Below are 22,256 nucleotides of genomic sequence, written 5' to 3' on the forward strand. Positions count from 1 at the left end.
AAAACTCACCGACCAGTTCCATGCAAATAATCTCAGGATCACTCAGCTTTGGCGCATAACCTGCCCCTCGCAAGGGTTTGGTGACGACTATTTTGTAATATTGCTCTACCATTAAATAGATATTGATGATAAATTCGTCTATGGGCATCTCATGACTCCGTTGTATTCTTGGTCGAAAACAATAGATTAGTGAGATGCTCTTCTTTTTTCAATCACTTTCGATGTTGAGAGTGGGGTTTTATATAGTAAGTTCAATATAAAAGCCCTACAGCAGAACTGGTATACATTATTGCGGTAAAGGCTGACCCAGTGGTACGACCGTGCTGATATTTAGATTCAAGAAACCCAGTTTTCCTGCAATATCCATCACCCGCACCACTGACTGATGGGTCGCATTGGCATCCGCAGCAATGACAAATAGCATATCGCGATTACCACCTGCCTCTTGCTGTAGCATACTGGTAAGCTCAGCTTCGTTACTACTAGCAAGTGTAATGCCATTGACTAAGTAACTACCGTCTTCTTGTACCGCGACTTCGATGCTGTTTTTTTGCTCTGTCAACGCGACACCTTCTGCTTCAGGCAGAATGATATTTAAGCGGCTAAAGTGATTGAACGAGGTTGCCAGCAATAAAAACACAATCAAAAATAATAAACAGTCAATCATCGGCGTTAGATTAATTTCAAGTGGTTCAACGGTTGGTTTTCTAAAGCGCATATCACTCTCTTTAATATCATTGTTGCTGCTGTACTTAACGTAGGATTATCCTAACTTCGATACTGCTACTATGACAAATTAGCCGTTGCGACTTTACCTAAACCATCAATTGAATGTCTACCATCTGCATGATCATCAGACGATACGCTATTCTCAGACAAAGGTACATTAGGCTTATGACTATGCTCTATATGATTATGCTCTAATAATTGATAGTCATATAGCTCTTGAATCATAAGCCCTGCTTGGGTTTCAAACTGAGCATTGATATCAATAATACGGCGCTGAAAGTAACGATAAGCGACCAACGCTGGGATGGCGACAATCATACCAGCAGCAGTTGTAATCAATGCTTGTGACACGCCAGCGGCAAGCATCGTTGGGTCTTGCATCGCGCCATCGGTAATGGCCAAGAATGAAGAAATAATCCCCAATACCGTACCCAGCAAGCCCAGTAATGGAGCAATCGCCCCGATAGTACCCAGCATATTGATGTTTTTTTCTAATTGATGAACTTGCACGCTCGCCCGATTTTGCATATGCATGGTCATCGACTCTAAGCCATACTGACGATAAAGCAAACCAGTCGCTAAAATATCACCCAAAGCGGTCTTCTCTTTGACATTCATCAATTGCGTACGACCAATATCGCCGTTTTCACGCAGGCGAGTTATTAGTTGTTCGCGTAATCGTTTAGGTACGATTTTATTAAACTGCAAGGTATGGCTACGCTCGATAATAATCACTAACGCCAATATTGAACAAACCACAATAGGCGTCATCAACCAACCACCCGCTTTTACCAACTCCCACATACTGACTCTCTTTTAAGTTTTTATAAAAATAGGGGTCTTCAAGATAATTTTAATCCGCACTATGGATGTATTAATACCTTAAGCTTGCGCTTCTATATGCTTAACCAAGGCGGCGAGCTGTTCTTGGTTGTGGAAAAATATTTCGACGCTTCCCTGCCCGTCTTTTTTATGCTTAAGTTTGACCTCTGCTCCTAGCATGTCCGTCAGTCTCTGCGTTAAACGCTCAGCATCGCGAGATTGAGTTTGTTCGGTGCGACTGGGTTTGGGTGCAGGTTGCAAGATGGACTTAACGAGCTTTTCCGCTTCACGCACAGTCATACCACCATCGATAATTTTTTGGGCAATGATCGGTTGCTGCTCAGAGGATAAAGCTAAAAGAGTACGAGCATGACCCATATCTAAGGCGTTATTGGATAAGTGGTCTTTGACTGTGTCATGTAGCTGATTTAAGCGCAGTAGGTTTGATACGGTGGTCCGCGCTTTACCAACGACTTCAGCAATCATCGCATGACTCATACCAAACTCCGTATGGAAACGCTGTAATGCTGCGGCTTGCTCAATCACCGATAAATCTTCGCGCTGGATATTTTCAATCAAAGCCAGTGCGATAGCCAGCTCGTCTGATAAAGCACGTTCAATCGCTGGAATAACTGACTTACCAGCCATTTTTGCCGCACGCCAGCGGCGCTCACCAGCGATAATTTCATGAGTAACAAAAGCTTCACTCTTGTCTTCATTGGCTAATAATGGGCGAATAACGATTGGTTGCATCACGCCATGTTGCTCAATAGAAGACGCCAGTTCTGCAAGTGCCGTTTCACTCATATCGCGGCGCGGCTGGTATTTACCTGCTTGCAAGCGGGTCACATCGATTTGCACTAAGCTAATTTGGTCTTCTGATTGGCTATTTTCTGCCCCATTTATACGAGTTTTATTAGCTGCCATTTTACTTGTCGTACGCGGCGCACGTGCTTTACGCTGTCCACTGTCTTTTGGCTCAGAAGCCTCTGATTTAGCAGTTGTAGACTTTTCACTGGTCTTTGTACGATCAGTTTTAGTCGGCGTACTGGCGTTTACTATATTCGTGTCTAACGTTTCGGCAGGCAAAGTGTTGTCACTTGCCACCCTATCGTCTTGCAAGGCAGAGGCGGTAATTTGCTTTTCTTTTTTGATTGACCCCAATAAAGCATCCAAGCCTCTATTAGCAGCCAACCCTCTTTTCTTCGCCATGATTACCTATCCTCTAACGCTAAAATAAAAGCCAAATGATGTTAAATACGATGTAACAATGAATCTAATGTTTAAAGCTTAATGCTCTGCTATCTGGCTGATTGCTTGCTGCTATGACCGATTTCTTTTGCTGATGAGCAGTTACTTTTTCTCACACTATTATAACCAGCACTTTCTAATGACTTTGTTTGATGACTTCAGCTGCCAATTTTTGATAAGCACGCGAGCCTTTTGACCATCTTTCATACGCAATAACCGGCAAGCCATGCGCTGGTGCTTCTGCTAAGCGGATATTTCTTGGGATATGGGTTTTATACATAATATCACCGAAGTGCGCTTCTAGCTCGGCAGATACATCGCGAGCCAGTGTGTTGCGTGCATCGAATAATGTTCTTACCACACCACGAATATATAGCTTAGGATTCAGCTCGGTTAAACGCTCTATCGTTTGCGATAAATCAGCCAACCCCTCTAGCGCATAATACTCACACTGCATCGGAATAATCACCCCATCTGTGGCGACCAAGGCATTAATCGTCAGCAAGTTTAAGCTGGGTGCACAGTCGATAACCACATAATCGTAGGCAGGTTTTGCAGCCGCGCTTTGATCCTCAACCAACTCTGCCATCGCTGTTTTAAACAGCTCATGACTATTAGTTTTGTTCATTAAGGTGATATCCATACCCGCCAAATCACGATTGGCGCCGATAACATCAAACCCTGCTGGACTGCTGACAATGACCTCAGACAACGAGACACCATCAAGTAACACGTCGGCGATGGTCAATTCTAATTCGTTTTTGTCCACGCCCGTTCCGCTGGTGGCATTGCCTTGTGGGTCTAAGTCAATCAGCAGTACGTGCTTGCGCTTAGCAGCCAAGCTGGCGGTCAAATTTACCGCCGTCGTGGTTTTACCCACGCCGCCTTTTTGATTCGCAATGGCTATGATTTCCATACACTCACTCAATTTAATTAGGGTTTGTTACTGTTACTTGCTTACTTCATCTATCACAATGTTTGCCACTAAACTTTTAGGTTGCCACATTTGTAGGTTCTAGATACTAGGTCATTTAATTACGTACGTAAACTAGGTTCCACAAAAAAGACCTTTGCTGTTTCATGGTTGCTATTACCTAACCGAAAGGATGTTCATAGCTTAGACATTTTTATAAGACAATTCAATTAAATGACGACTATCATGCAAACGCGGTACTTTTAGCTTAATTGTCTTAATTTGCCATTCGTCATCAAGCGCTTGTAACTCATCATCGCTCGGGGCTTTACCTTTCATTGCGCATAGATAGCCGTTTTCTGCCAATCGTGGCTGAGCCACTTCAACAAAGTCGATCAAACTGGCAAACGCTCTAGAGGTAACCACATCATAGCTGGCTTCATGCGCCTCGATACGAGAGGCGATAGGCTGCATATTAGCCAAACCAAGCTCGCTGCTAATTTGTTTAATAAAACGGATTTTTTTCTGATTGCTATCAAGGGCAGTACATTGGCGCTCAGGCTGACAAATGGCGATAATCACCGCAGGCAACCCTGCCCCTGTACCGATATCTAACAGCGACCCTGACGGCAAATGGGTTATAATAGACAAACAATCAATCACATGTTTGATTAACGCTTCTTCTGGATTGGTAATCGCGGTCAGATTATACGCTTTATTCCATAATAAAAGCTGGTCTAGGTACAATAATAATGTGCGCTGCTGCGGTGCGCTTAAGGTCAGATCCAGCTCATTTATCGCTTGCGCCAAAATATTGGCCAGCGCTGGCAGTTGTGATCCAATCTTTACAAAGCCAGTTGGGTCAATACGAATATTACCCGTGCTAGCAGACGATGCGGTGGTTTTAGCGGAAGCTGACATACAACGAGTTATCCAGTTTTGACATGTGAACCGTCTATTTTATCATGCAGGCTGCCCATTGAATAGTTGCAGATTGCACCAATGTGAGACATCTTATACTATCTACGCTGGTATTGAGGCGTTATTGTTCTTTGATAATGTTAAATTTACTATTAAAGCGTACTGAACATTCACAGATATACCCCCTTCATTTTTTAAGACGATTTATCCGACGCCTATGACTGAACAGCCGCAAGCCCCTATATCTCACGTATCAAAAGACGCTAATAACATGGTAATACCGACCGCTGAATTGACAGCTACTAAACAAGCAACATCACATACGCTACATCCTACCTGTATTGAGGTTAAGCAACGCTGCCTTGTTAGCGCTGAGCAACTCAAGCGTTATAGCGAGCCGAATAATCTGCCAACAGACACACGGACGGCACCCGATTTGGATGTGGGCTTCGGTCAGCAGCGTGCACTCAAAGCTTTGCAGACGGCTTTGGACATCAAAGCCAGTGGTTATCATGTATTTGCTGCTGGTGAAAATGGCTTGGGCAAACGCACGATTATCAGCCGTTTATTACAGCGTATCGCTGCCGATGCACCGACGCCTGACGATTGGGTCTATGTGCATAATTTCACTGATCCGCGCACCCCACTGGCATTGCGCCTGCCGGCAGGTCAGGCTACGTTATTACAGCAACAAGTCAATCAATTATGGCAACAAGCCAAAAATCGGCTGAGCCAACGCTTTCGTAGCGATCAATATCAAAGCAAAATCGAAGCCATCAAAAATGATACCCATCAAAAAGAAAGCCACGCCTACGATGCCTTAAATGCTGAAGGCAAACAGTATGATTTAGCACTAACGTTCCGCTCCTTCGATAATAAAGCAATGTTTGTACATCCCAGCCAGCTTGCGACAGAAGGCAGTCATGTTGATGCTGGAGATAACAAAATATCTAGCAGCTATAAAAATAAATCAGCGATTGATAAAGGTAAGAAAGCCAATTCTCCTAACGACAATGACATTAATGTTGATGTTGAAAATAATGAGTACTGCAATAGTGAATACGAAGCTGAGTTGAGTAATTTTGCTCAAAAAAACCATATGCAAAAACGCCTGAGTCAGCTGACCATCGCTTTAGAGCAATTAGAAGACGAAGCCAATGATGCCATAGAGGCGCTGCATCGTAATATTGCACAACGAGCGTTACAGCCTTTATTTGCACCTATTTATGAGCAATTTACCGCTCACCCACTTATCGTCGACTATCTTAAGACGATATTGGCCGACATGATTACTCATGTTGAGCGCATCGTTAATGGTGATGATGAAGATTTTGTGGCGGCGGCATTAGCCACGACACCAAGCCGCTATACGGTCAATATCATTGTCAGCCATACTCCTGACAGCGGTGCACCCGTCATTTTTGAAGACTTACCCACTCATTTAAACTTATTGGGTCATGTCGAGCAAATCACCCAATTGGGGACAGTAACCACCGATGTCAGCATGATTCGAGCGGGTGCTCTACACCGTGCCAATGGCGGTTATCTATTATTAGAGGCCAGCCATTTACTTGAGCATCCTTATGCATGGCAAGGTCTTAAGCGCGCCTTACAGTCACGTAAAATAAAGCTCTCCAGCCTCGAGCAAATGCTGACTTTAACGGGTAGTTTGTCGTTATCACCAGCGCCAATAGATCTTGATATCAAGGTGATTTTGTTAGGCGAAGCAGACTTATATTATGAATTACTAGAGCTTGAGCCCGAATTTGATGCAGTGTTCAAAGTACGTGCCGACTTTCATGATGATGTTCCTCGCAGCCATGAACACGAATTGGCACTGGTTGCAAAGATGGCCGATATCATTGATTACGCCAACCTATATCCATTTGATCGTAGTGCACAAGCTGCCTTGCTCGAATATTTAAGCTTACAAGCAGAAGAGCAAGACCGACTCAGCCTACACAGTGATTTATTGATTAAGCTATTGCACGAGTCTAATCGCCATGCACGTTTGAGTGGCGAAGATATTGTCGATGCCCACCATGTCACACAAGCCATCGACGATATGGATGAACGCTCAGGATACTTACGCGACTTATATTGGGATGAGCTCAAAAACGGTCAGCAGCTTATCCAAACTCAGGGTTTTGCCGTTGGACAAGTTAATGCGTTAACGGTAGTCAATTATGCCGATAGCGAGTTTGGTATGCCAGCCCGCTTGACTGCGGTTATTCAGCCAAACATCGGCACTGGTGAAATACTCGATATCGAGCGCGATGTCGATTTAGGCGGTAGCTTACACGCCAAAGGTATGCTGATTATGACCAGCTACTTACGCGCCTTATTTAGTCAGCATCATGCGTTGAACTTTAGCGCGTCACTTGCTTTCGAGCAAAGCTACGCCCATATCGATGGCGATAGCGCCACGGTCAGTGAAGGCTGTGCGCTACTATCTGCCTTAGCAAATGTGCCAATTAATCAATCCTTTGCCATTACTGGCTCGATGAATCAGCTTGGTGAAGTACAAGCAGTAGGCGGTATTAATGCCAAAATTGCAGGCTTCTTTGATGCTTGCCGTGAGCAAGAGCTGACCGGACAACAAGGCGTCGTCATCCCGATGGCCAACGTCAAACAATTAATGGTACGCGATGATATCATTGCTGCCGTTAAAGCAGGCGAATTTCATATATATGGCGTACATACGCTGAGTGAAGCGCTAACCTTGATGACCGGCTTACCTGTGGATACGATGAATAAAAAAGATCGCTATCGCAAAGACACACTATTTGGCAAAGTCTTAAGCCGTTTAATGCTGTGGGATGAAAACCAAAATAGCGATGACGACGAAATAGACGATAAAAAATCAAAAAAGAAAGACAAAAAGAAGCGTAAAGCAAAACGTCAAAAAAAAGAGGATAAGAAAGAACAGCGTAAAAGAGAGAGATAAAGGCACAATCAAGGATGACCATCTCTAGACGTCACTGTCATTTTCTGCGATGATAATCTGTTGCTTATCTGCTCATAACCAATGAGCAACCCGTAAAAAAACTGACTCGCGATTTTATAAAGGCTATCTTTTCATGACTGAACATCACACTGACGCCGATAACCTAGATACCCTCCAAAATCAAGCTCACACGAGTGCTGATGTGCAAGCACCCATTTTAGCGGATGAAAGTAGTAATACCGAAGGAAATGTCAGCGATAATCGGCATGGTGCGGCAACGACGGCGCGGCAATGGCAAGTGTTATCGCAGCTACAGCGTAATCGCTGGGTCGGCACCACGCATATTTATGAGCAGCTAATATTGGCAGGTTTCGATATCAGTCTACGGACTGTACAGCGTGATTTAAACGCCCTAGCCAAACGCTTCCCTATCGAAAAAAACAACGCCAATCCTCAAGGCTGGCGCTGGTGCGATGATGCCCCACTGCAAAGTTTACCGCATATGAATTTATCACAAGCAGTTGCCTTTAACATGGTCGAAGCCAATCTAACCCAGCTACTACCACCCGTTATTTTAGATGAACTATTCCCTTGGTTTGACTTAGCACGGCGTCAGCTCAAAAACAGCAAAGTGACCCATTCTTGGATTGATAGAGTACGTATCGAACCTGCCACTCAGCCATTAATCGCCCCGCATATAGATTTGAATAGCAAAGATAATATTTATCATGCGCTATTTTATCAATTACAAATTAAGGCCTGCTATACTCGCAGTAATAAGTCGCAAGCCAGCGAATATATCTTAAACCCCATCGCGATTATCCAACGTGGCGTGATTATTTATCTACTGGCCACTCGTACCGATGACCCAGAACTTATTATTCGCACCTTTGCCTTGCATCGATTTGCCAGCGTTGAAATACTCGATAGCGCAGCACAAACGCCTGTTGATTTCCAACTTGATACTTATTTGGACGCGGGCGGCATGGGCTTTAGCCACCCACTATTCGGTGAGCTGCCTGACCGTGGTAAAAACACCGCCATTGAGCTGCAATTTACCAAACAAGCGGGCAAAAGCCTGACTGAAAGCAAGCTCAGTGACGACCAAATTGTCACGTCTAATGAAGATGAAACCCTGACCATTCAAGCAACGGTTAATCTCACTTCACAGCTGGTCTGGTGGTTGCGTGGTTTTGGCAATGGTTTATTGGACGCCAAGCCTGAGTTGTTACATCAAGCGGTGTTGGAGCAGTCATTAAATAAAAAAGCACTAAATGACAAATAATCGCCAATAATAACTAACGGTAATGACACTCAAATTCAACCGTATTCACACTGCTACAAGCATTTAAAAAATTGAGAATAAAATAAATAAGGAATATTATGTCGACCACTGCCCCATCACCATTACTTTCAGACAGTTTAAGAGGATTGGGTTTAGAGGCGAGAACCTTATTTTTTGCGCTAAATTATGAATTTACGAAGATTGAGCCAAAAGGGATTTTTAAGCGCTTTAAAAAAAACCAAGGCGCGATTGATATTGATTTGGCTTGTGTGCTGTATGACGAAAACTGTACCATGACTGATATCGTTTGGTTCAAAAAATTACGCGATAAAGCTGAATCAATTAAGCATCAAGGTGACAGCCTGAATGGTAAAGATCGCGGCGAGCAAGCAATGTACCTTGCACCGCTTGATCAAGAGCAAATAAGGTTGTATTTAGAAAGAGTCCCAGCACATATTAGCCATATCGCTTTGATAGCCAACTCATACCATGGTCATCCATTTTCTAGAGTCAAAAAAGGCGAGATTCATTTGAGCGATGATGAGGGCAATCGTTGTTTTGAAGTCAACCTAAAGCAACTCCCGCGTGATTGCACCACGCTTTGGGTGGCACATTTGCGCCGAGAAGTCGATGACTGGCATTTAACATTACAAAACCTACCGCTCCCTGCCGAAGATTTAGCAAGCGCGGCGCAAGAAGTGGCGCATGAATTGGCACGCGTCCTTCCTATCCCACAAGGGGTATAGCATCAATAGGTGATATATTTATTCATAAAATATGAATAACTCAATATAAAAAAGGGTGTGACGTTATGAAAACATCGCACCCTTTTTTATGTTTCTAATCTATTTAAAATCCCAAGTAATCACTATAATCAGTGAAAAATAAAATCGATACATCACGTACTGCAGGTACCGTTTTTTCTAGCTTGCTGTGCCTACGCAGACAGAGGCTACAAAAAAACTATACCAGCAGTATCGTAGCGTTTTTAAAGTATTTTAACTATATAAAAAATATTACAGTGGCTCACCACAATGCGGACAAAAATTCTTTTGTCGCACCTCCACCTCTTTTTCGCGGCGTTCAAGCTCTTGCTCACGCAAAACTTGTAAAACAATACCTTGCGCTTGTTCTTTATCTAATCCCAGCTCGCGGCGAATCTTATCAATCATCATCTGATTCTGTACCAAATCAAAATCGCTATCAATCAGCTGCTCTCGAAAGTGTTGTTCAAGCTCTTCACGACGTTGGGCAAGCTCGCTTGCTAAACCTGTGGCGAGAATACCAGCAGGTAATGCCGCTAGACCCACACCCAAGATGGTAATAATAGCACCTAGTATCTTACCAGCATTGGTAATGGGTGTGACATCACCATAACCCACTGTCGTGAGTGTCACCACAGCCCACCACATCGCTTTAGGTATCGATTCAAATTCTTCTGGCTGGGCATGGTTTTCTACCAAATAAATACCACTAGATGCCGTCACAATCATAATAATTAAAATAAAAACAACTGCTTGAAATGAGCCTTTTTCTTTACTAATGACCACCAATAAAATACGTAATGAGGCAAAATATCGGGTGAGCTTCAGAATCCGAAATAGACGCAAAATACGTAAGAAGCGTAAATCAATACTGACAAAGAAGTTTAAGAATGCGGGTGCAATCGCAATAATATCAATTAACGCCGAAGGGCTTTTTAGCCATTCCCAGCGCTGACGCCATGTTGTATTGTCCGGCTTGGCTTCTGCGACACTCCACAATCGTAGTAAATACTCGATGGCAAACACAACGATAGAGAAATTCTCAAACCAAGTAAAATAACTTTGGTAAGGGTAATACCAGCTATCAACTGACTCAGCAATCACTGCCGTGACGTTAGCCATAATCAAAAAAATCAGAAAATAATCAACGTAACGGCTAAACCACGTATCATGTTCATCATTTTGCAGAATATTATAAACAAAAAGTCGCAAGCGCCGTATAGATTGGAATAGCATGCAGTCCCTATGCGGTGAAACACCGTTCTAAAATTAATAGAATAAAGCAGCCTCACATAATAGGACACTGGCACTCGGTTACAAGAAGCAGGTCTATCAGTAGGTAGTTCGAAGCAAGCTCTCTAAAAGTGCTCACAACCATGAAACTGGCTTATGAAGAATGTAAGTGATTATACAAAATTTAAGAAATAAATACAGACGGCTATTAGCAATATAGTTGCCACTATCATAAAAACCAATCGTAAAAACTTCTCCTCAACGTGTAACTGCTGGGTGATATTCTGGGTGGGTAGCAAAAACAAATGACACTCTGGACAACAAGAATCTATTTGATGCAATACCTTTGTAGAACGGGCATTCTCACAGCGTAGAGGAGGAGAGTTGCTACAATAACCAAACATAAACCATTACTCCGCTTCTTATCTCACTATCAATGCTATTCGTACCATAGTAGATTCACTCTGAAACCGAAACAGTGCTATTTATCTAACTACAATCGTATCGCTTTTATTTTGAACCGACTATAAGTAGGTAGGAGGTTCCGTTTAAAACCCATACCTCAATAACCCCAAAATGTCATGACACCCTCTTAAAAGTCAGATGCCACACATCACGACTATTGCTTCAAAAAACTCAATACATGCCAGTATTAGGGTCTATTGAACCTTCACAAATAATCTTTATTGTAATTTATGGGATAAAAACCCTTTAAACATGCTTATAACCTTACAGAAAGTATGGTTATGTATTATAATAGAGCTACAATGTTACAGATTAGGGGCTGTATAGAATTCAGCTAAGGAACTGACAGAGACTATTTTTTAGGCAATTCGACGCCAAAAATAGTAAGTTTAGTTATTCTAAGCGCGATAGTTTTGGCTATGAAGTGGCAAAAAATAGTCCTGTTCCTTCGGACTGATGCTAAAATCGCCCCAGACGTTGTTGTAAATCTAGCTAAGGTCTCGACATTACCTTCGATTTACGCCTAGTCTGGAATTATTTTAGCGATCAGCAGTCCTAATAGATGAATTCTATACAGCCCCTAATCAATAATCATAACATTGTGTATCGGTAACTAATGCCATCCCTCATTAGAAAAGTACCGATAATCCTCTATTACGTTAAGGACCTAAATGATGAAACTACAATCCCTAGTTTTAGCAGCTGCTACTGCACTTACTATGACCACTGCTTTTGCAGTTCCTGCTGGTACTTGGTCGGTTGCTGCTGGCGCCCACATGGTTGATCCAAAAAGCGACAATGGCACATTGGCAAACGGTGCGTATTCTGTAGACGTTGATGATGATATCCGTCCAACCATTAGTGGTGAATACTTTGTTGCAGACAATATCGGTGTTGAATTGCTAGCGGCGATTCCTTTTCATCATGACATCACTTTAACTGATGCTAATGGCGACAAGGTCGATGCTAAAACGCAGCATTTACCCCCGACTCTATCTTTACAGTATCACTTCGATGGCTATAATATGCCTATGAACGTGAAGCCATTTGTTGGTGTGGGTGTTAACTACACAACGTTCTTTAAAGAAAGAATCTATCTTGATAACGGTAACGACTTAAATATCAAAGATAGCGTAGGTGTTGCTGGACATATCGGTCTGGACATTCCATTTGCCCCAACTGAAGCGTTCCGTATCGATGCCCGCTATATGGACATCAAACCTGACGTAGAGTTAAATGGTGGCGACATTGGTTCTGTTGACATCAGCCCTTGGGTATATGGCGTTGCTTTTGTTAAAACTTTCTAATATAACATAAAGTAATGTGAATAAAAAAAGCTGGCTTAATCGCTGGCTTTTTTTGTGCCTGACATTTGAGCGGCAAACATCAAGCATAAAAAAGACCATCCGTAGACAGTCCTCTTATTGCAAATAAATTTAGTAAAAACAATTCTTATAACAAAATACGGCGTGGATCAGCCAGTAAGGTTGCAATATAGCGAGTAAATACGGCCGCATCTGCCCCATTAATCACACGGTGATCGTAAGATAATGACAGCGGCAACATGAGACGTGGCTCAAAGGTTTGCTTAGTAGCATTCCAACGTGGCTGCATACTTGCCTCGGACACACCCAAGATACCCACTTGTGGCCAATTCACTAATGGCGTAAAGGCTGTGCCACCTAAATTTCCTTGGCTTGATATGGTAAAGCTCGCGCCTTGCAAATCTTTGGTACTGAGTTTTTTATCACGAGCTTTTACCGCAAGCTCACCGATTTCAATGGCGATTTGCTTAAGACCTTTGTCTTGCACATTTTTGATAACAGGTACGATAAGCCCGTCATCAGTTGCCACCGCAATACCCATATTGACGCTTTTGCGTAAAATAACTTGGGTATTGTCATCGCTTAAATGGCTATTGAAGCGTGGATGCTGGGTCAAGGCATAGGCGGTTGCTTTTACCACAAATGCCAAGATAGTGAAGCCGATACCTTCCGCCTTCATACCGCCTTTTAGTTCACCGCGTAGCTTTTCCGTCTCAGTGATATCAGACAAATCAAACTGGGTCACTTGTGGCAACAAGGTATTGTAGTTGAGCTGCGGTATCGAGACTTTTTGTAGACGGCTGAGGTCTTGGGTCTCTGTTTCACCCCAAATATCAGTATTACTCATATCAGGTAAGCTTGGTAGACTCGATGTAGCCACATTACCACTGGCAGGTGCTGCTTTTTGAGTACTTAAGCTTTCTTTCACATGGGCAAACAGATCTTCTTTTAGGATACGATCGTTCAGTGCTGTACCACTTACCTGCGTGATGTCTACACCTAACTGACGCGCCAGCTTACGTACGGCTGGACCTGCATATACATCGACCAGCTTTTCATTGACTTGTGATTCTGTCAGCTTGTCATTTTTCTGACTGGTTGCAGCAGGTGTTTTAGGTTTTGCGGCTTGCTTTGGCTCGCCAGTCGTTTGCTTATCAGCCTTACCAGCTTTATCATCTGATTTGGCCGTGGTTGGCGCTTCTGACTCAGCCGCATCTGCCTGAGACTCACTTGCATCATTAGTATCGTTTGCATTTTCTGCACTACTAACAATAACGATGAAATCTTGACCGTTCGCGACCATATCGCCCGCTTCAACCAGTATTTTCTCGACCTTACCTGCTTGTGGAGCAGGCACTTCAACCGAGGCTTTATCAGACTCAATCAGTAAGATTGACTGATCAGCACTGACGATATCGCCAACAGCAATCATAATCTCAGCGACTTGCGCTTCATCAACACCTAAGTCTGGTAATGCATGAGTCGTTGCCTTGCCAGCGTTAGACGCCGGCTTTTCAGTAGGCTCTGACGGCTTTGATTCAGTTGTAGTAGGCTCAGGTTTTGTTTCCGGTTTAGCAGCTGTGCTTTGTTGTTCATTTGCTTCTTGCTTTTCATCAGCAGCGCTATCGTCATTGCTTTCTATACTTTCAAGCTCAATCAGCACCATACCTTCGCTAACTTGGTCACCAACAGCAACGCTGATTTTGGTGACTTTACCAGCAGCCGAGCTTGGTACTTCGACCGAGGCTTTGTCAGACTCTAGTAGAATGATGTTGTCATCTTTGGCGATGACATCACCTACTTCTACCATAATTTCGCTGACTTCGGCGCTATCAACACCCAAATCGGGGGCTTTAATGTCCATAGTTTATCTCCTTGTCTTATGGTTATTATTCTTTGACATCACCATCATTGAGTAAAGTTGCATCCGCTTGGTCTTCAGCACGACCTTCATTACTGATTTCATCATCGTCTTCGGCGACAAACTCAGGAACAGGATTCGGATTTACATTACCAGGAGCTGGTGCATCTGGAGAATGGTCATAATACGGCTGCTGCTGCCATGCAGGTGGATGATCAATATCAATATTCAAGCTTGAAATAGCATCTTTTACTAAGCGCATTTCTACTTCGCCTTCATCCGCTAAGCGTTTAAGCGTTGCGACAACAATATGTGCGGCATCAACGTTAAAGAAGCTACGTAATTGCTCACGCGAATCAGAACGTCCATAACCGTCAGTACCAAGCGTGGTATAAGGGCGGCTATCTGGTAACCATGCACGGATTTGCTCTGAATAATTGCGCATATAGTCAGTGGCAGCTACGACGATACCTTTGTGCGGTGCTAATTGCTCAGTAACCCATGGCACGCGCTCTTCATCCATTGGGTGCAGACGATTGTAGTCATCACAAACCATACCATCACGAGTCAACTCGTTGAAGCTGGTCACACTCCAAACGTTGGAGGTGATATTAAATTCGTCTTTTAATATCTTCGCGGCTTTTTGTACTTCGCGCAAGATAACCCCAGAACCTAATAGCTGTACTTGGGTTGAACCATTATCCTCTAACAAGTACATACCACGTTTGATGCCTTCTTCTACGCCTTCTGGCATTTCAGGCTGCTCATAGTTTTCATTCATGAGTGTCAAGTAATAATAGACGCGCTCACCTTCGCCATACATACGGCGTAGGCCATCATGCATGATAACTGCTAGCTCATAACCAAAGCATGGGTCATAACTGACACAGTTAGGCACCACGTTGAACAAGATTTGTGAGTGACCATCTTGATGCTGCAAGCCTTCGCCGTTAAGTGTTGTACGACCCGCCGTTGCACCTAATAAGAAACCTTGCGCTTGACAGTCGCCTGCCGCCCAAGCCAAATCACCCACGCGCTGGAAACCAAACATTGAGTAATAAATGTACATTGGAATCATCGGTAACGCGTTCACAGAATAGCTGGTTGCTAACGCCATCCATGTACTCATGGCACCCGCTTCGTTGATGCCTTCTTCTAGCATATGACCGTCGATGGCTTCTTTATAGCCCATCAAGGCTTCGCTATCCTCTGGGGTATATTTTTGTCCAACTGCAGAATAAATACCCAATTGACGGAACATACCTTCTAGACCGAAAGTACGCGCTTCATCAGGTACGATTGGTACGACGCGATCTTGGATGTCTTTGTTTTTTAGCATCGCTGCTAATAAACGTACAAACACCATAGTAGTCGACTGCTCTTTACCGTTACTGCCTTTTAGCACCCGATCAAAAATAGACAATTCAGGGATATTTAAAGGAATATGTCCACTGCGACGGTTTGGCAAATGACCACCTAATGCTTCACGGCGACCTTTGAGATACTTCATCTCCGCTGAACCTTCCTCAGGGCGATAAAATGGTAGCGTCTCTAACTGCTCATCGGTAAATGGCAAATCAAAACGATCACGGAAATACATCAAACCTTCTTGATCCAGTTTTTTGATTTGATGCGATTTATTGACCGCTTGAGTTTGGGTCGATAAACCATAACCTTTGACGGTTTTCACCAGAATTACTGTCGGCTGACCTTTGGTTTTCATCGCTTCACTAAAGGCAGCATAGACCTTCATTGGATCATGACCACCACGGTTTAGACGTGAAATATCTTCATCAGAGAGCGCATCAGCCATCTCTTCTAACTCAGGATATTTACCAAAGAATGCTTTGCGCGTAAATTCAGGGGTACGGGCTTCATATAGCTGATACTCGCCATCGACTACTTCTTCCATACGATGCTTGAGCACACCCGTTTTATCATTGGCAAGCAAGCTATCCCACTTACCACCCCAAATAACTTTAATCACACGCCAGCCTGCACCGCGGAATACTGACTCTAGCTCTTGGATGATTTTACCGTTACCACGGACTGGACCATCGAGGCGCTGTAGATTACAGTTAATCACCCAAATCAGGTTATCTAGTTTCTCACGACCAGCGAGAGAGATGGCACCCAAGCTTTCTGGCTCATCGGTTTCGCCATCACCTAAGAAGGTCCAAATCTTACGACCTTCTTTTTCTAGCAAACCACGGTTTTCCATATAGCGATGTACATGCGCATGGTAAATAGACATGATTGGGCCCAGACCCATCGATACCGTTGGGAACTGCCAATAATCAGGCATGAGGTATGGATGCGGATAGCTTGACAAGCCCTTACCGCCAACTTCACGACGGAAGTTATCGAGCTGATCTTCGGACAAGCGACCTTCTAAATAAGAACGCGCATAAATACCTGGTGCTGAGTGACCTTGATAATAAATCATGTCACCACCGAAATGGTCACTGGCCGCACGGAAAAAGTGGTTAAAACCCGTCTCATAAAGCGTGGCACTAGAGGCGAATGTCGCTAAGTGACCACCCAAATCGTCATCATTTTTATTGGCGCGCATGACCATTGCTAGCGCGTTATAACGAATCAAAGCACGAATTTTACGCTCGATGGTCAAGTCACCAGGGTACATTGGCTCATCTTCAACCGCGATGGTATTGATATAAGCTGTATCCAAACGGTTAAACGGCAGCCCTTCTTGTACCGCCATGTTATACAAAGATTTTAGCAAAAACTGCGCCCGGTCTTTGTCTGCATGTTTGAGTACGGACTCAAAAGCGTGTAGCCATTCCTGTGTTTCGGTGCTATCAGCATCCTTATAATAATTCATCTGTGTTAATCCTTTTTTGTCGGTCAGCCCTGCACGATGACAGGGTGTTATTAATTGAATAGTGTGTAACGAGATATCGGACTGCTTATGACTTCCTTGTTAGGCTCAAGCATTCCGTTGTCTTATGCGGAGTATATACAGCTAGGTTATACAAAATAATAGCACTGTACATTAACATATCTTTTGGATAAGCATAATTATAAAATAGAATATACACTTAACTGTGTCTATTCAGTCATTAAATGATTATGGCAGTCTATTATAGGCGCTTATGCAGTAATTGTTTATAGCGATAAGAAAATGATGATATGACATGTATTTTTAAAATAAATATCGATTAGTGATTGTATGAATAATTGTTGTTAAAAATCTTAACATTATATTTACTATTATACCCTTAACAAGGATGCTAGCAGTCGCCTTACTCGACCTTTCGTCTCATTTGCTCTTTATTTACTTGAAAACAACCGCACATATGGTTAAATTCAATCTTTATATATCATGCCATTATATAAGCTAAAGCATATACTATGTTTATAGAGCTAGGGCGTGTCCTCATTTTGAAAATGGTAATAAAAATGAGATAAATTGCTGTCAAACAAGGAAAATAGCACAGATAATATTAAGATATTGGCAAGCTATATGACGCAGTCTGGCAAGATTTAGCCATTTTTAGCCCATTCAGTTGATTTTGTTCAGATTGAGAATATGCCCTAATGTGAACGTGCTATCAAATAAAATAAGGTGCGTAATTATGAGGCTCAATAGCTACTTAAAACATAAATATACTTGCCCTGCCAATCCAAACAATGCTCAAGATCCTGCCAATCATAAAAAAGTAATAGCTTCTCTGTCGGCGCGCTCTATTTCTCATACTGAACGCAGATTATATATTGCTTAGCACAAAATTCAGGGCGCTCTATCTAATAGTAATGGTTTACGCAAGGAATATCATATGAAAAATCTTAACCCTTTACGCAGCGCCTTATTAGCTAGCTTAGCGTCGGTATTATTAAGCACTGCTCATGCTGATGATACTCTAAAAATGGATTTGACTGCCAGTCAAGTTACCAAAAACACCGAGGGTCAGACTTCTTATTTACCTGTTCGTAATGCTCCAGCGGGCACGGTCATTCAGTACAAAGCGACCTATACTAATACTATTAATAAAAACATCAATGACTTGGCGGTTACTTTACCTATTCCAGCCAATATGACTTTTACTGGTGAAGTCAGCCCTGCCAGTGCTCAGGCCAGTATCGATGGCAAGAACTATGCCGATATACCATTGCTGCGTAAAGTCGATGGCAAGATAGTCAAAATCCCATTTTCTGAATACCGTACCCTGCGTTGGAATATTAAGCTATTGCCGGCACAGAAATCTGCAGCCGTAGCGCTTAATACGATCGTTGACTAACACGCTTTTTAATTAAAGGGTGGGGTTCTAACAAGCATGCTGACATCATTATTTCCTCAGCATACTTTTTGATACACCACCAGTTTGACGAAGACTTATTCAGACGTAACAATCCATGCAAAAACAAACGTTTGGTATAGCCTCTCTACATTATAATATCACCGTATTGTCGTGCTATCATCTGACCCAATGCGGGCGTTATCGCGCTGTCAATAATATTAAATCATAGAGACCGTTTAATAAGCGATAAAACCAGTCCCAAATCAGTGTTAACGATATAATAGACTATATCAGCTTATTACAAGGTTTTTTATTATGCTTCCTACTATTATCAAAGTAGCCACTTATAAACGCTCTATTTCTACCGCAGTGTCCGCTGTATTGTTATTGTCGGCTGCGGGCTGCGTATCCACTCCCTCTACTACTCAAAGTAGCACTGATATGGATACTATGAAAACCGCCACTCATTGTGAGGCACAGCTACCTACTCATTCTACTAACAAAGACCAAAACATCCAGCAGCGCACGATGAACTGTATGCTGAATCAATTAAAAGAGTACCAGCAAGCAAACAAGACAGCACACCAGCAGTATCTTGCTTATAAAGCACAAGCTTGGTTGAATTATGCCTCTCATCAAGACAGCATCAATAGCCGCTCACCTGCTGATACCTATGCGTTGCAAACAGCAGAGACTATATTACGAGCACTAAAAGATGGCACTGCTAAAGATATCGCCTTATATCAAGACATTCCCTCTATGTCAGCGTTAATGCGACCTGACCTGTGGGCAACCATCAGTGCCCTAAAAGACAGCGACGGTATAAACTCAGCACCACGCGAAATTGCCTTCAGTGAAGTTACTTTGATTTGGGCCGCTACCAATCAATGCGCACGTAGTGAACGCGACTCAGGAACTCACTTTCGCAAAGCAGATCGTTGGCTTGAGCAGGCACGCGAGGCCTATGTTAATAACCATAACTCAGAAACAAACGTCGCTTTGCAAGCGCTTATCGTACGTTATTATGAGCTATATTCACCCTTAAGTTCAGTTGAAGACACTTGTAGTGGACAAGTACTACCGACTATCGATAGCAAATAAACATATAGTTAAAATACTTTAAAAACACTACGATACTGCGGGTATAGTTTTTTTGCAGCCTCTGTCTGCGTAGGCACAGCAAGCAAGAAAAAACGGTACCTGCAGTACGTGATGTAGCGATATTACTTCTCACTGACTATATCAATATAAAAACAGTTTCTTAATCAGAAACTCGCAATAAAAAAGCCGACAAATATGTCGGCTTTTTCTATATTTAGCGCACTGTTTTTTGGACTAAATCAGCAAGGCATTAACGGTTTTTACGCGGTAGCTTTTCTGGTAAGTAGCAACGTAAGTAAGCGATAAATGCCGTATTTGCTTCTTGAATATAATCAGTGGTGATGCTTTGATGACGGCGATAAGACAAGGTAAAGATAGCATTAACAATGCTATAAGCCACCAATAATGTATCTTGAATATCATCAAAACTTGGCATTTCATAACGCTCTGATAAGCGCTTATAAACCAAATCAACGATTTGATGATCTATATCTTCACCAAAGCTATCACCTTCGAAGTCTGGCGTGTTGGTGTCATAAATGAGCTTGGCTTTGGTCTCATCATTATGAAATATCGTGACACACTGCTCGATAAGAGCAATTAAGTAGCCTTGCCATCTATCATAATTGCCAATATCAACAGTTTCTACCATCTCTAATATTTCAATCGCATTCAAAAAGCGCAATGCTAAAAATATTGCTTCGATATTTGGGAAAAAGTGATAAGCAGAAGCCCTTGGAATTCCTGCTTCTTCACAGACAGCAGCCAAGGTAATATCATTAATCGCTTGTGTTTCACTCAGTTTTTTGGCACCAGCAAGCAGTTTTTGACGGCGCGCACGGCCTTGCTGGCTAGTGAATTTAAACTTATTGGGTACCAATTTTTTTGCCAGCTCAGAATCTACCAACACATCTTCAATCTTTTCGTCTCTATTTTCACTCATCATAAGCCTCTTAATGTTGCACCCTGTTTTACAAATATAATCTACAATGGGGTAGTATTTATCCTAAATTGAAGGACTATTGTAAGCCAATAGTATAAAGTCGATATTAGCATTACTACGCCCAATGGAGAGGCATCATAAACGCTTGTAACGTATCAAGCAAGGGAGATAAATGGGTTAAAAATCATATATTGATTAACACTTTAATAGCGCTAATCATTCAATGTTATAAAATTAATCATTGAGTTTAATTTTAGCTCTTATAATACCATGATCGATGACTCTATCTGCATAGTCCCATTTCAAATGGTCATTAAAATAGTCTACTCGCTCTACCTGACCAAGCGAAAACTTACTATCCGGCAAAAACTCTTCTGAAACAAATAACTGGTCGATAACTTCTGGCATACCTTGATATATATGGGTATATGCCACATCCTTCATCCAACCATAACGAGCTTGAATACGAGCGGCATCGAATAGTGCCACGTCACGCATACTTTTGTCATAGTTGACCTCACCTGTTTCGGTCATCAGCTGAGTGGTTACACTACCAGTAACATCATTCATATCACCCAATAAAATCAATGGTTCACGCGTGTGGTGTAAACGCTCAATGATAGACATACGGATGGAGGCGGCTTCTGCTGCGCGCATACATAAACTGCGCAGTTTGGCACGAACGCGGATGTTTGGATCATCCATATCTTCTATCAAGCTTCCATTGTCATCACGTAAGAAAAAAGCACGCTTGCTTTTTAGATGTGCGGTAATAATAGTGATTGGCTGACCATAGGCATTGACACGAACTACCAATGGTGGGCGATTAAAGCGTTTATAAGGGCCAATATCAGGAATATCAATCACTGCCTTTGGCGCAACTTCTTCCAACGAGCTGACCTCTAATTGCTCAAAGCGGCTAATGATGCCAACGGCAGGTGTGTCCTGCGCCCCCTTGCCTTGTGTATAAGGGCTGGAGCTGTCATTACTCGCCAGCGGAATCACGACATGTTCCGGCTCAAATCCTAATGAGACAGCCAATGCTTCAAGTGCATCACTGTCCCACACCTCTTGTACTGCAATGATGTCAGCGTGGGCTTTTGCCAATAAATCGGTTATACCGTGTAGCTTATGCTCATATTCTTTATTGCTATAAGCTGGCGCATTGGGATAATAAAGTCGATCAGGATTTGCAAAATTTAGTAAGTTAGCAGTCGCTATATAAAATTGCTTCTTGTTATCTACTGTATTCGTTGTCATAAACTACCTATTATTATTTTCAATCACTGCTTTTGATTCTTATTATTTTGGACTATTTTTAATTACTAAATTAGGGCGTGTTGAACATTCATAATTTCAGCCAGATATAAGCGCAAGCGAGAGCGACCGTATTCTCATAACTCTGCTTGAGCTTATCAAATCTGGTGGCAACTGCCC

Annotated in this window: 16 protein-coding genes and 2 pseudogenes; 6 read left to right on the forward strand and 12 right to left on the reverse strand. The window is 42.6% G+C overall.

Annotated elements, in window-relative coordinates; genetic code table 11:
• The 6 genes and pseudogenes from EI162_RS08600 to rsmG all read right to left on the reverse strand — a co-directional run.
• Positions 1-148: pseudogene (locus EI162_RS08600) on the reverse strand (IS982 family transposase); the annotation flags it as partial.
• Between the two features lie 138 nt (positions 149-286).
• Positions 287-718 carry an ExbD/TolR family protein gene (locus tag EI162_RS08605; protein WP_192523970.1) on the reverse strand — a complete coding sequence of 144 codons (432 nt, stop codon included), beginning with the start codon at positions 716-718 and terminating at the stop codon, positions 287-289.
• A gap of 68 nt (positions 719-786) precedes the next feature.
• A complete protein-coding gene (locus tag EI162_RS08610) occupies positions 787-1,533 on the reverse strand; it encodes a MotA/TolQ/ExbB proton channel family protein (RefSeq protein WP_192523971.1) in 747 nt (248 codons plus the stop codon).
• Positions 1,534-1,611: 78 nt separating this feature from the next.
• On the reverse strand, positions 1,612-2,763 hold the full coding sequence (locus tag EI162_RS08615; RefSeq protein WP_192523972.1) for a ParB/RepB/Spo0J family partition protein: 1,152 nt from the start codon (positions 2,761-2,763) through the stop codon (positions 1,612-1,614).
• Between the two features lie 175 nt (positions 2,764-2,938).
• Positions 2,939-3,718 (reverse strand): ParA family protein, encoded by a 780-nt coding sequence (locus tag EI162_RS08620; RefSeq protein WP_192523973.1) that lies wholly within the window; start codon positions 3,716-3,718, stop codon positions 2,939-2,941.
• 201 nt (positions 3,719-3,919) lie between these two features.
• Complete coding sequence (gene rsmG / locus EI162_RS08625; protein ID WP_192523974.1) at positions 3,920-4,636, reverse strand: 16S rRNA (guanine(527)-N(7))-methyltransferase RsmG; 717 nt, start codon at positions 4,634-4,636, stop codon at positions 3,920-3,922.
• Positions 4,637-4,853: 217 nt separating this feature from the next.
• Between rsmG and EI162_RS08630 the strand changes: the two genes are divergently transcribed.
• The 3 genes from EI162_RS08630 (at position 4,854) to EI162_RS08640 (ending at position 9,614) form a co-directional block, all read left to right on the forward strand.
• Positions 4,854-7,583, forward strand: coding sequence for an AAA family ATPase (locus tag EI162_RS08630; protein ID WP_192523975.1), 2,730 nt, complete (start codon positions 4,854-4,856; stop codon positions 7,581-7,583).
• Between the two features lie 133 nt (positions 7,584-7,716).
• The gene (locus tag EI162_RS08635) at positions 7,717-8,868 is read left to right on the forward strand and encodes a helix-turn-helix transcriptional regulator (protein WP_192523976.1); all 1,152 of its coding nucleotides are present in this window, start codon (positions 7,717-7,719) and stop codon (positions 8,866-8,868) included.
• 98 nt (positions 8,869-8,966) lie between these two features.
• Positions 8,967-9,614 carry a TerD family protein gene (locus EI162_RS08640; protein WP_192523977.1) on the forward strand — a complete coding sequence of 216 codons (648 nt, stop codon included), beginning with the start codon at positions 8,967-8,969 and terminating at the stop codon, positions 9,612-9,614.
• Between the two features lie 270 nt (positions 9,615-9,884).
• Here EI162_RS08640 and EI162_RS08645 read toward each other — a convergent pair whose 3' ends face one another.
• Positions 9,885-10,868, reverse strand: coding sequence for an ion transporter (locus EI162_RS08645; RefSeq protein ID WP_192523978.1), 984 nt, complete (start codon positions 10,866-10,868; stop codon positions 9,885-9,887).
• Positions 10,869-12,004: 1,136 nt separating this feature from the next.
• Here EI162_RS08645 and EI162_RS08650 point away from each other — a divergent pair.
• Entirely contained in the window at positions 12,005-12,637 is a 633-nt protein-coding gene (locus tag EI162_RS08650; protein WP_192523979.1) for an OmpW/AlkL family protein, read from the forward strand.
• 145 nt (positions 12,638-12,782) lie between these two features.
• Here EI162_RS08650 and EI162_RS08655 read toward each other — a convergent pair whose 3' ends face one another.
• Together EI162_RS08655 and aceE are read right to left on the reverse strand one after the other, a co-directional pair.
• Positions 12,783-14,519: a 2-oxo acid dehydrogenase subunit E2 gene (locus EI162_RS08655; protein ID WP_192523980.1), complete on the reverse strand. Its 1,737-nt coding sequence runs from the start codon at positions 14,517-14,519 to the stop codon at positions 12,783-12,785.
• A gap of 25 nt (positions 14,520-14,544) precedes the next feature.
• Positions 14,545-17,358: a pyruvate dehydrogenase (acetyl-transferring), homodimeric type gene (gene aceE / locus EI162_RS08660; RefSeq protein ID WP_192523981.1), complete on the reverse strand. Its 2,814-nt coding sequence runs from the start codon at positions 17,356-17,358 to the stop codon at positions 14,545-14,547.
• 955 nt (positions 17,359-18,313) lie between these two features.
• Between aceE and EI162_RS08665 the strand changes: the two genes are divergently transcribed.
• Together EI162_RS08665 and EI162_RS08670 are read left to right on the forward strand one after the other, a co-directional pair.
• A complete protein-coding gene (locus EI162_RS08665; RefSeq protein ID WP_192523982.1) occupies positions 18,314-18,775 on the forward strand; it encodes a hypothetical protein in 462 nt (153 codons plus the stop codon).
• Positions 18,776-19,090: 315 nt separating this feature from the next.
• Positions 19,091-19,876 carry a hypothetical protein gene (locus tag EI162_RS08670; protein ID WP_192523983.1) on the forward strand — a complete coding sequence of 262 codons (786 nt, stop codon included), beginning with the start codon at positions 19,091-19,093 and terminating at the stop codon, positions 19,874-19,876.
• 250 nt (positions 19,877-20,126) lie between these two features.
• Here EI162_RS08670 and EI162_RS08675 read toward each other — a convergent pair whose 3' ends face one another.
• The 3 genes and pseudogenes from EI162_RS08675 to EI162_RS08685 form a co-directional block, all read right to left on the reverse strand.
• Positions 20,127-20,819 (reverse strand): TetR/AcrR family transcriptional regulator, encoded by a 693-nt coding sequence (locus EI162_RS08675; RefSeq protein ID WP_192523984.1) that lies wholly within the window; start codon positions 20,817-20,819, stop codon positions 20,127-20,129.
• A gap of 234 nt (positions 20,820-21,053) precedes the next feature.
• A complete protein-coding gene (locus tag EI162_RS08680; RefSeq protein WP_192523985.1) occupies positions 21,054-22,079 on the reverse strand; it encodes an endonuclease/exonuclease/phosphatase family protein in 1,026 nt (341 codons plus the stop codon).
• Positions 22,080-22,167: 88 nt separating this feature from the next.
• A pseudogene (locus tag EI162_RS08685) lies at positions 22,168-22,256 on the reverse strand (IS5/IS1182 family transposase); the annotation flags it as partial.

This window comes from Psychrobacter sp. FME6, from assembly GCF_014861365.1.
GTDB lineage: Bacteria > Pseudomonadota > Gammaproteobacteria > Pseudomonadales > Moraxellaceae > Psychrobacter.